At 73.8% G+C, this 9525-nt stretch carries 10 protein-coding genes; 3 read left to right on the forward strand and 7 right to left on the reverse strand.

Translation table 11 applies throughout. The features are described from left to right. Nucleotides 1–55: 55 nt before the first annotated feature. The 5 genes from WMJ97_RS06720 to WMJ97_RS06740 form a co-directional block, all read right to left on the reverse strand. Entirely contained in the window at nucleotides 56–1270 is a 1215-nt protein-coding gene (locus WMJ97_RS06720) for an aminotransferase class I/II-fold pyridoxal phosphate-dependent enzyme (protein ID WP_347348209.1), read from the reverse strand. Beyond that, nucleotides 1267–1806 carry a tyrosine-protein phosphatase gene (locus tag WMJ97_RS06725; RefSeq protein ID WP_347348210.1) on the reverse strand — a complete coding sequence of 180 codons (540 nt, stop codon included), beginning with the start codon at nucleotides 1804–1806 and terminating at the stop codon, nucleotides 1267–1269. The genes WMJ97_RS06720 and WMJ97_RS06725 overlap by 4 nt, the downstream gene beginning before the upstream one ends. Continuing rightward, nucleotides 1779–2372, reverse strand: a complete 594-nt coding sequence (locus WMJ97_RS06730; RefSeq protein ID WP_347348211.1) for a hypothetical protein — start codon at nucleotides 2370–2372, stop codon at nucleotides 1779–1781. Before WMJ97_RS06730 ends, WMJ97_RS06725 begins: the two co-directional genes overlap by 28 nt. Nucleotides 2373–2494: 122 nt before the next feature. Continuing rightward, complete coding sequence (locus WMJ97_RS06735; RefSeq protein WP_347348212.1) at nucleotides 2495–3373, reverse strand: exodeoxyribonuclease III; 879 nt, start codon at nucleotides 3371–3373, stop codon at nucleotides 2495–2497. Between the two features lie 10 nt (nucleotides 3374–3383). Further along, the gene (locus WMJ97_RS06740; protein ID WP_347348213.1) at nucleotides 3384–4343 is read right to left on the reverse strand and encodes a CPBP family intramembrane glutamic endopeptidase; all 960 of its coding nucleotides are present in this window, start codon (nucleotides 4341–4343) and stop codon (nucleotides 3384–3386) included. A gap of 203 nt (nucleotides 4344–4546) precedes the next feature. Between WMJ97_RS06740 and WMJ97_RS06745 the strand changes: the two genes are divergently transcribed. Further along, nucleotides 4547–5785 (forward strand): histidine kinase, encoded by a 1239-nt coding sequence (locus WMJ97_RS06745; protein WP_347348214.1) that lies wholly within the window; start codon nucleotides 4547–4549, stop codon nucleotides 5783–5785. Next, entirely contained in the window at nucleotides 5764–6444 is a 681-nt protein-coding gene (locus WMJ97_RS06750; RefSeq protein WP_347348215.1) for a response regulator transcription factor, read from the forward strand. Before WMJ97_RS06745 ends, WMJ97_RS06750 begins: the two co-directional genes overlap by 22 nt. Before the next feature lie 81 nt (nucleotides 6445–6525). Here WMJ97_RS06750 and WMJ97_RS06755 read toward each other — a convergent pair whose 3' ends face one another. Continuing rightward, nucleotides 6526–6882 carry a helix-turn-helix domain-containing protein gene (locus tag WMJ97_RS06755; protein ID WP_347348216.1) on the reverse strand — a complete coding sequence of 119 codons (357 nt, stop codon included), beginning with the start codon at nucleotides 6880–6882 and terminating at the stop codon, nucleotides 6526–6528. 46 nt (nucleotides 6883–6928) lie between these two features. Here WMJ97_RS06755 and WMJ97_RS06760 point away from each other — a divergent pair, with 46 nt between their 5' ends. After that, the gene (locus tag WMJ97_RS06760; protein ID WP_347348217.1) at nucleotides 6929–7948 is read left to right on the forward strand and encodes an LLM class flavin-dependent oxidoreductase; all 1020 of its coding nucleotides are present in this window, start codon (nucleotides 6929–6931) and stop codon (nucleotides 7946–7948) included. Nucleotides 7949–8064: 116 nt separating this feature from the next. Here the strand turns inward: WMJ97_RS06760 and WMJ97_RS06765 are convergent, their stop codons facing one another. Continuing rightward, nucleotides 8065–9204, reverse strand: a complete 1140-nt coding sequence (locus tag WMJ97_RS06765) for a PLP-dependent transferase (RefSeq protein WP_347348218.1) — start codon at nucleotides 9202–9204, stop codon at nucleotides 8065–8067. Nucleotides 9205–9525: the final 321 nt, after the last annotated feature.

Below are 9525 nucleotides of genomic sequence, written 5' to 3' on the forward strand. Positions count from 1 at the left end.
GTGAGGTGAGGTCAGGGTCAGCGACGGCGTCCAGGCGGCCGTGCGACAGCACCCCTCAACTCTTCCGGGCCCAGCGTTCGAGTCGCTCACACGCCTCGGTGAGGACGTCCTCACGTTTGCACTGCGCGAACCGGATCAGCCCACCCCACTCGCGCGCCAGCCGCGGCTTGCAGAACGCACTCACCGGGATGCCCACGACGCCTACCTCGTGGGCGAGCGTCCGGCAGACGGACGCGGCGTCCGTCAGGCCGAGTCCCGCGGGATCGGCGACGGTGAAGTACCCGGCCGACGGCCGGTGAACGACGAAGCCGGCGTCCGACAGGGCGGCCCCGAGCTGGTCGCGCCGCATCATCAGGTCGTCGCGGATGCGATCGAAGACGGCGTCCGGCAGCCCGAGCCCCACCGCGATCGCCGGCTGAAACGGCGCCCCGTTTACGAACGTGAGCCACTGCTTGACCGCGACGACGGCGTCCACGAGGGGGGCCGGGGCGGTGAGCCAGCCGATCTTCCAGCCGGTCGTGGAGAAGGTCTTGCCGCCGGACGAGATGGAGACGGTCCGCTCGGCTGCGCCCGGGATCGTCGCCAACGGGATGTGCGGCGCATCGAAGCACAGGTGCTCGTACACCTCGTCGGTCACGAGGACGGCGTCCGCGCGCTCGGCCGCCGCGACGAGGGCCTCGAGGGCTTCGCGCGTCCACTGGTAGCCGGTCGGGTTGTGGGGGTTGTTGACGACGATCGCCCTGGTCCGGGGGGTGATGGCGTCCGCGAGGCGCCCCGGATCGAGCACGAAACCCTCCGGCGTCAGGTCGAGTTCGACCGTCGTGTGGACGCCGCCGGCCAGCCCGATGACCGCCGCGTAGGCGTCGTAGAAGGGTTCGACCGTCAGCACCTCGTCGCCCGGCTTCACGAGCGCCAGCAGCGTGGCCGCCAGCGCCTCGGTGGCGCCCGCCGTCACCAGGATCTCGGTGGCCGGGTCCGGGTGCAGCCCCCAGAACCGCGCCTGGTGAGCGGCGATGGCCTCGCGGAGGACGGGCATGCCGCGTCCGGGCGGGTACTGGTTGACGCCGTCGGCGATGGCCTGCCGCGCGGCCTCGAGCACCTCGGCCGGGCCGTCGGTGTCAGGGAAACCCTGCCCCAGGTTGATCGCCCCCGTGGACGCCGCGAGCGCGCTCATCTCGGCGAAGATCGTATCGGCGGGGCGCCCGTCGGCGCCCAGGAGGCCCGCGCCTGCGGACGCGCGCTGCCAGGGTCCGTCCAGTTGGGGAGTCATGCAGCCAACCTATGCGGTGGGTGGGCGTCCCTCGGGGCGTTTCTACCTGACGTTCTCCACACCAGAGTGTGGAGAACGTCAGGTAGAAACGCACACGCGGCGAGGGCCGCACCGGGGGCGTCCGCGATGGCGCGCAGCGCGCCGAGCACGGAGTCGGGCCGGTCCGCCAGGAACGCAAGATACGAGTCGGCCGTCGCGTTGCCGGTGAGCGCCTCCGGCTGGTAGCCCACCCACGGCAGGGCGCGGTCGAGGATGTCGGCGTCGTCGTCCTCCGCCTCGCGGAAGAACGAGTGATGGTGGTACCGGACGCCGTCGTAGCCCTCCAACGGGGACGGCGAGCCGTCCACCTCGTAGTCGGTGCGCAGGTCGATCACGTCGGTGAGACCCGCGTCCACGAGCGCGCGCAGATCGGACGCCGCGAGCCCGGTCTGGTTCTCCGAGCGCCACAGCCGCCCCGGACGCACCGCGCGGCCGTCGGCCGTGGGGGTGCCCCCGAGGTCGCGAAGGTTCAGCAAGCCGCCGATGGTGAGCCACATGCCTGTGCAGGATAGGCGGCCCCGGTGACGTCCGGGTGACGCGCCCGCGGACGCCCGCCCACCTCGAGGCCCGTCGTCGCCGACGGGTCTGCCGGGTCCGCGTCCCCTCCTCGGCCCGGATCCCCGGTTGCGTCCGTCCGCGTCAGCTCCCGGACGCACGCCGGGTCGGGCGGCGTCGTGCCGGCCTGGACGGCGTCGGCGAAGCCGGGGACGCGCGCGTCCCAGAACCGGACGCCCGCCTGCACGGTCCGCTCATAGGACGCCGACACCACCCCGCGCGCCACCTCGTCCGCCCTGGTGAACCGCGGTTTGCCCACGAACGTCGCCGCCCGCAGCCGAACCCCGCCCGCACCGATGGCCGCCACCTCGCGCAGGTCGTAGCGCAACTCGCGCCGCCGCAGGGCGGCGAGCTCGGCGTCCGTGACCGGCACGCACACCCCCGCGACGGACGCCTCCGCGTCCGCCACCACATCCCAGAACAGCACCACGGGCGGCCGGACGCCCGCGGCGTCCGTGTACGCCTTGTCGTCCTGGCTGCCGTCGTTGGGGAACGCGACCCCGTACACCCGCCGCAGCCCCGCGCACGTCGCGGGCAGGCAGCGCTCGGGTGTGAGCTGCGGCAGGGTCGCCGCGAGCGAGTCGGGTTCAGGAGCGAGCCGTAGGCGAAGACGTAGCGCATGACGCGGCCCTAGCGCGACCCCTGCGGCAGCCGGACGCCTCGGCGGGGAGCCCGCGCCGACGGCGGCGGAACCATCGGGCCGATGTCGCCGTCGGGGGCGTCGTCGAGGTCGACGATCACCGGCGCGTGGTCGCTCGGGAGTTTCCCCTTGCGGGCGGCCCGATCGACCCAGGCGGCCGCGACGCGCCCCGCCACCGGCGCCGAGCCGAGCACGAGGTCAATGCGCATCCCGAGGTTCTGGTGGAACATGCCGGCCCGATAGTCCCAGTAGGAGTAGACGCTCTCGTCGGGCCAGCGCTCCCGGACGACGTCCGCGAGCCCCAGCCCCTCGATCGCCGCGAGGGCCGCCCGCTCGGGACGCGTGACGTGCGTGTGCCCGGCGTAGGCGGCGGGATCGAACACGTCGGCGTCCGCGGGGGCGATGTTGAAGTCGCCGCACAGGGCGACCTGGGCGTCGCCCTCCACCCCGTCGGCGAGCACCGCCTCCCGCAGCGCCGAGAGCCATTCGAGCTTGTAGCGGTAGTGCTCGGAGGTGACCTCGCGCCCGTTCGGCACGTACAGCGAGTGCACCCGGACGCCTCCGCACGTCGCGCTGATCGCCCGCGCCTCCGCCTTGCCCGACCAGTCGGGCTGCCCGGCGAACCCGCGCTCGACGTCGTCGAGCCCGACCCGCGACAGCAGCGCGACGCCGTTCCACTGGCCCTGGCCGTGCGCCGCGACGTCGTACCCGCGCCCGGCGAGCTCGTCGCCGAGCAGCGCACCGAAGGCGTCCTGCGTGAGCTTCGTCTCCTGCAGGCACACGACGTCGGGCCGCCGCTCGTCCAGCCATGGCAAAAGCCGCGCGACGCGCGGCTTCGCCGAGTTCACATTCCAGGTCGCGATTCGCACCCTGCCGAGGCTAGCCGGTGATCTGCGCGGATGCCGACGCGGCGTCCCGGGGCGACGTCCGCCAGAGCACGATGGCCGTGTAGGCCACGATCGCGAGGCCGCTGACGAGGGCGTCGGCGACGGGGATGACGGTGGCGTTGGGGTCCGACAGGCCGAAGGCGGAGAAGCCGTAGCCGAGCGCGTTGTTGACCACGTGCAGGGCGATCGCGGCCTCGAGGCCGCCGGTCCGCCACGTCAGGACGCCGGCCGCCACCGCGAACAGCGCGACGTTCGCCAGGCCCACCGCGTCGTACTGATGGCCGATCACGAAGAACGGCAGCGGGACGAGGATGCCCCACCACGGGCTACGCAGCCACGTCCCGAGAAGCTGCATCGGCAACGCGCGGAACGCGTACTCCTCGGCGGCCGCCTGGAACGGGACCAGCAGCAGCGCGCAGGCCAGCAGGCCGAGAGACGCGGCGTCCCAGCGGGGGACGATCGGCGTCCCGCTGACCGCGGCCATGACGAGCGAGATCGCGCTGCCCGCCAGCATGATCGCCAGCGCGACGAGGGAGTTCCTGCCGAGCAGGTCCCAGCGGAGGCGTCCGGCGACGGACGACAGGAAGCCCGCCGGACGCCCGCCGCCCACCCGGACGCCGACGACGATCGCCGGCAGCAGCAGCGCGATGGCGAGCAGTTCGAGGGCGGCGATGGCCGGGTTGCCCTGGTCCCACTCGGCGGCCTGCTGGGTGAGCTGGTCGGCGAACCCCGGGTTCGCGACGGCCACGGCCATCGCGCCGATCACCAGCAGCAGCGCGAGACCCACGTAGGTCACCGCCGCCACCGCGAGGGTGGTGAGCGGACGCCACCAGCGGTTGTTCGCCGACCCGCGGGCCAGCAGGTGGTAGGGCAGGGGACCGGGGGCGGCGACCGGCGCCGGCGCCGGCCCGCTCGGGATCGTCGGGACGGTGGGGAGCGTGTGGTTCGTCATGACCAGCATCCTTCCCGGACGCCCCGCGCGCCGGTATCGGACGAGAGGCTCGCGCTCGGCGACATCCGGACGATGCGTCTTCATACCTTCGGACGACACCGCGTCGACGTCCGGACGCCTACGGTGTCCGCATGCCCTCGTCTCCGCCATCAGCCCTCGTCAGGCCCGGTCGCGGGCGCGCGCCCCGGGGCACGGTCGCCCTGATGGTCACCCTGATCGTGACGAGCCCCCTCGCCCTGCTCGTCTCGTTCGGCACGCTCGCGGCCCTGCCGTGGCCCGCCTGGGCGGTCGGCGGCCGGATGCTCGTGGACCTCGCTTTGGGCATCGTCGCGCTGGTGCTCCTGCCGCGCGTGCTCTACCGGGACGCCGGCCCGCCGACCTGGGCGGTCGACGCCGAGCGCGAGCGACGCGCCCTGCCGGCGGGGCTGCTCCTGATCGCTTTCCTCGCGGTGTCGGGCATGGCGACGGCGCCCGGCCTGATCGCCGTCGCCTCCCTCGCCGGACGCCGCCGCTGGCGCTGGATCGCCGCGGCGGTCGGCGTCCTGCTGGCCGCGTTCGTGGTGGCGGAGGCCATCACCCCCTCGTCGGGCGGCGGGGTGTCGTGGTGGGAGCTGGCGCTCGCGGTCGTCGTGCTCGCGGTGCTGCTGACCTTGTGGGGGCTGTATCGCGGCACGCGCCGCGAACTGCTGCGGTCCGCGCGGCAGGAGGCCGAGGAGGCCCGCCGCGGCCAGGAGACCCGCGAGTTGCAGGCCCGGCAGGCCGAGCGCAACCGCATCGCCCGCGAGATGCACGACACCGTCTCGCACCGGCTCGCGCTCGTCGCCTTGCACGCCGGCGCGCTGGAGTACCGGGACGACCTCACGCCCGAGCAGGTCCGGGACGCCGCGGGCGTCATCCGGCAGGGGGTGCAGGAGGCGTCCGACGAGCTGCGGGCCGTGCTGGCCGTGCTCCGCGACGACGGCGGCGATGCCCGGCCGGCGCCCCGGCTGGCGGAGATCGAGGGGCTGATCGCCGACGTCCGGGAGGCCGGGGTCGCGGTGGAGTGGACGGTGACCTCGGCGTCCGGTGGGGGATCCGAGGGGTCGGCCGAGCCGGCGTCCGGTGGGTCGGCCGAACCGGCGTCCGGGCTGGAATCCCGCGCCCCCGCCGAGCCGCCGCCGGCGGCGTCCGCGCATGTGTATCGCGTGGTGCAGGAGTCGCTCACCAACGCGCTCAAGCATGCTCCGGGCGCCCCGCTGCGGGTGGCGCTCGCCGTCGAGGACGGCGTCGGCGTCGCCGTCGAGGTGCGCAACCCGCTGCCGGCCACCCCCGCGGACGCCCCGGGCTCGCGGGTGGGGCTGGTCGGGCTGCGCGAGCGGCTGGCGCTCGCGGGCGGTAGGTTCGGGGCTCAGGCCGAGGGAGGGGAGTTCGTGGTGCGGGCGTGGGTGCCGTGGCGGACCTGACGGGCGCGACCGAGGCGACCGTCTCCGTGCTGCTCGTGGACGACGAGCCGCTCATCCGGGCCGGGCTGCGCCTCGTCCTGGACGGGGCCGCGGGGCTGCGGATCGTCGGCGAGGCGTCCGACGGGCTGGAGGGGGTGCGGCTGGCGAGGGAGCTGCGCCCGGACGTCGTCCTCATGGACGTCCGCATGCCGCGCTGCGACGGCGTCGAGGCCACGCGCCTCGTGCGCGACCTGCCGGACGCCCCCGCCGTCGTCGTCCTGACGGCGTTCGACACCGACCAGTTCGTCGTCGGCGCCCTGCGCGCCGGAGCCGCGGGGTTCCTGCTCAAGCACACGCCGCCGCCCCAGCTCGTGGACGCCGTCCGGCAGGCCGCGGCCGGCACGATGAGCTTCACGCCGGGAGTGCTCCGGCACCTCGTGGACGCCGCCCCCGCCGCCCCGTCGCCCGCGGCCGGGCGGGTGGCGTCCCTGAGCGAGCGCGAGGCGGAGATCGCCGCGCTCGTCGCCGAGGGGCTCACCAACGCCGAGATCGGCGAGCGGCTCTACCTCGCCCTGCCGACCGTGAAGACCCACCTGGCGCGGATCTTCGAGAAGCTCGGCGTGACCAACCGCGTCCAGGCCGCCCTGCTGGTGCACGAGGCGCGCCGCGGGCGTTTCTAGCTGACATTCTCCACACTCTGGTGTGGGGAACGTCACACGGCCGGGCGGATCGAGGCCCGTCACGTGGGCAGAATCAGCCGGTCACCGGCCAGCGCCGCGTGCGCCCAACTCGTCGGCGTGCTCGCGGCCGAAGCGCTCCAGCGCCTCCAGCACCGGGCGCGTGTCGCGGCCCAGGTCGGTCAGCGCATAGCGGACGCCCACCGGCGGCCCGGCGTCCACGTGCCGCACGGCGAAGCCACGCGCGCAGAGCTCGCGCAGCCGGGCGGTGAGGACGGCGTCCGAGACCCCGGGTGCTGCCCGCTTGATTTCGCTGAACCGCTCGGCCCCGCCGAGCATCGCGCTGAGCACCGCGCCCGCCCACGCCCGCCCGAGGACGCCGAGGGCGTCCTCGATCGCGGTGCAGTTGGCCACGGCGTCCCCCAGGAATAATCGAAGCACTCTTGTGTTGATAGTAACATCACGAACAAGAGTGAGAGGTGACGTGATGGCGAAGAAGATCGGCTTCCTGAGCTTCGGGCACTACCTGGACATCCCGGGCTCGCGCGTGCCGACCGCCGGCGACTCGCTGCGGCAGCACGTGGCGATGGCGGAGGCGGCGGAGTCCGCGGGCATGGACGGGGCCTGGCTGCGCGTGCACCACTTCGACATGAACCACGCGGCGCCGTTCCCGCTGCTGGCGGCGATGGCTGCCCGGACGACGACGCTCGACGTCGGCACCGGCGTCGTCGACCTGCGCTATGAGAACCCGCTCTACCTCGCCGAGGAGGCGGCCGCGACCGACTTGCTCAGCGAGCAGCGGCTGCAGCTCGGCGTGAGCCGCGGGTCGCCCGAGTCGGCGGCCGACGGGCAGGCCGCGTTCGGCTACCGCCTCGCCGAGGGTGAGGACTGGGCGGGCGTGACCCGCGCGCGGGCCGACCTGTTCCGGCGCGCGATCGACGGGCAGCCGGTCGCGCGGTCGCACCGGGCGGCGGCGTCCGGGGGAGCGCCCGATCTGCCGATCAGGCCGCTGTCGCCCGGGCTCGGCGACCGCATCTGGTGGGGTGCGGGCAGCCCCTCGACCGGCGTGTGGGCGGGCACCGCGGGGTACAACCTCGTCAGCTCGACCTTGCTGCTGGCCGACGACGGGCGTCCGTTCCATGTGCAGCAGGGCGATCAGGTGCGGCGCTACCAGGACGCCTACGCGGCCGCCGGGCACACCGGGCCGGGGCTGGCCGCGGTGACGCGGAGCGCGTTCCCGATCACGAACGACGACGACCGCCGGTACTTCGCGCGGGAGGCCGGCGGAGGCGACGGGGTCGGGTTCCTCGACGGCCACAACGCGCGCTCGGGGCCGACCTTCGTGGGCTCCCCCGAGGACGTCGCCGACCAACTGCGCGGCGACGAGGCCGTGACCGCCGCCGACTACGTGCTGTTCGCGATCCCCAGCCAACTCGGCGTGGACTACAACGCGCACCTCTTCGAGAACCTCGCCGCCGTCGCCCGTGAGCTGGGGTGGAAGGAGTAGTCGGCTGGGTCTCGGCGGCGGTGTTCGAGCGGGCGGTCGTGTCAGCCCGGCCCCCCCGTGTGCGTTTCTATGCGGCAGAATCCACACCCCAGCGCGGATTTCGTCGCACTGAAACGTCACCGACCGAGCGCCTGCACCAGGTCGTCCCAGAGGTCGTCGACGTCTTCCAGGCCCACCGACAGCCGCACCAGCGCCTCGGGGACGGTCTCCGGCTCCGACGGGATCCGCCGCCTCCGCTCCACCAGCGACTCCACCCCGCCGAGGCTCGTCGCCGGCACCCACAGCCGCACCGCGCGCGTCAGCGCGTCGGCGGCCGCGGCGTCCTGAAGTTCGATCGCGAGCATCGCGCCGAACCCGCGCATCGTGCTGGCGGCGACGGCGTGCCCGGGGTCGCTGGGCAACCCCGGATACCGCACCCGCGTCACCGCCGGGTGGGACGCCAACCGCTCGGCCAGCGCGGACGCCGTCCGCTGGGCGCGCTCCAGCCGGACGCCCAATGTCCGGACGCCGCGCAGCGCCAGCCAGGTCTCGAACGGTCCCGGGATCGCGCCGGTCAGCGTCCGGTGGGTGCGCAGGCGGTCGAGCAGGACGGCGTCCCGCGTGACGAGCACGCCGAGCAGCACGTCCGAGTGCCCGGCGAGGTACTTGGTCGCCGAGTGCATGACGACGTCGGCGCCGGCGTCCAGGGGGTTCTGCAGCAGGGGCGTCGCGAACGTGTTGTCCACTGACACCCGGACGCCCGCCTCCCGCGCGGCCGCGCACACCGCCGGCAGGTCCGCGACCTCGATGAGCGGGTTCGTCGGCGACTCGACGTGCAGCCAGTCGGCGTCCGCAAGCGCCGCCCGGACGCCGTCGGTGTCGGCGGCGTCCACCCTGGTCACACGCAGATCTCCGCGCGCTCGATGCTCCTCGGCGAGGGCGAGCATCGTGTTGTACGACGTCGCGCCGATCACGAGGTGGCCGCCGCGGGGCACGAGCTCGAACAGCGCGGCCCCGGCCGCCATGCCGGACGCGAACGCGACCGCGCCCTCCGGTGCGCCCTCGAGCCCGCCGACCGTCTCCTCGAGCGCCGCCCAGGTCGCGTTGCCGTAGCGGCCGTAGACCGGCAGGTCAGGGTCGATGTCGCCGGGCTGGATGTACGTGCTCGCCAATTCGACGCCCGGCCCGACCGGGGCTCCCGGGGTCCGGCCCGGGCGTCCGGCGACGACCGCGAGCGTTTCGCGTAAGTATTGCTGCATCGATTCGGGGTCCGCCATGGGCGTCATTGCACCATGGACGCGGACGCCGGTTCGAGGGCTGGGCACCGCCACGTGTCCACGGGGTGACCACCGGGTGAACTGGTACCACCTTCCTGGATCATGATGCGCAACAAACCGCGACCGAGCCGGCGCACGATCGCTTTCTTCGCCGGGCGGCTGCCGAACGGAAGGAACGCCCATGAGTTCGACTGTGCCGGCGGCCCCGGATCCGCAGAATGTGCATGCTGTGGATCGGGGTGATGCTGGGTATGAGAAGGGTTTGAAGCGGCGTCATATTCAGATGATCGCGATTGGTGGTTCGATCGGGACTGGCTTGTT

Source organism: Nigerium sp., assembly GCF_039811905.1.
GTDB lineage: Bacteria > Actinomycetota > Actinomycetes > Propionibacteriales > Propionibacteriaceae > Propioniciclava.

Coding starts and splice junctions, on each gene's coding strand:
- WMJ97_RS06720 (WP_347348209.1), bottom strand. CDS start 1,270: ATGACTCCCCAACTGGACGGACCCTGGCAGCGCGCGTCCGCAGGCGCG.
- WMJ97_RS06725 (WP_347348210.1), bottom strand. CDS start 1,806: ATGTGGCTCACCATCGGCGGCTTGCTGAACCTTCGCGACCTCGGGGGC.
- WMJ97_RS06740 (WP_347348213.1), bottom strand. CDS start 4,343: ATGACGAACCACACGCTCCCCACCGTCCCGACGATCCCGAGCGGGCCG.
- WMJ97_RS06745 (WP_347348214.1), top strand. CDS start 4,547: ATGGTCACCCTGATCGTGACGAGCCCCCTCGCCCTGCTCGTCTCGTTC.
- WMJ97_RS06760 (WP_347348217.1), top strand. CDS start 6,929: ATGGCGAAGAAGATCGGCTTCCTGAGCTTCGGGCACTACCTGGACATC.
- WMJ97_RS06765 (WP_347348218.1), bottom strand. CDS start 9,204: ATGGCGGACCCCGAATCGATGCAGCAATACTTACGCGAAACGCTCGCG.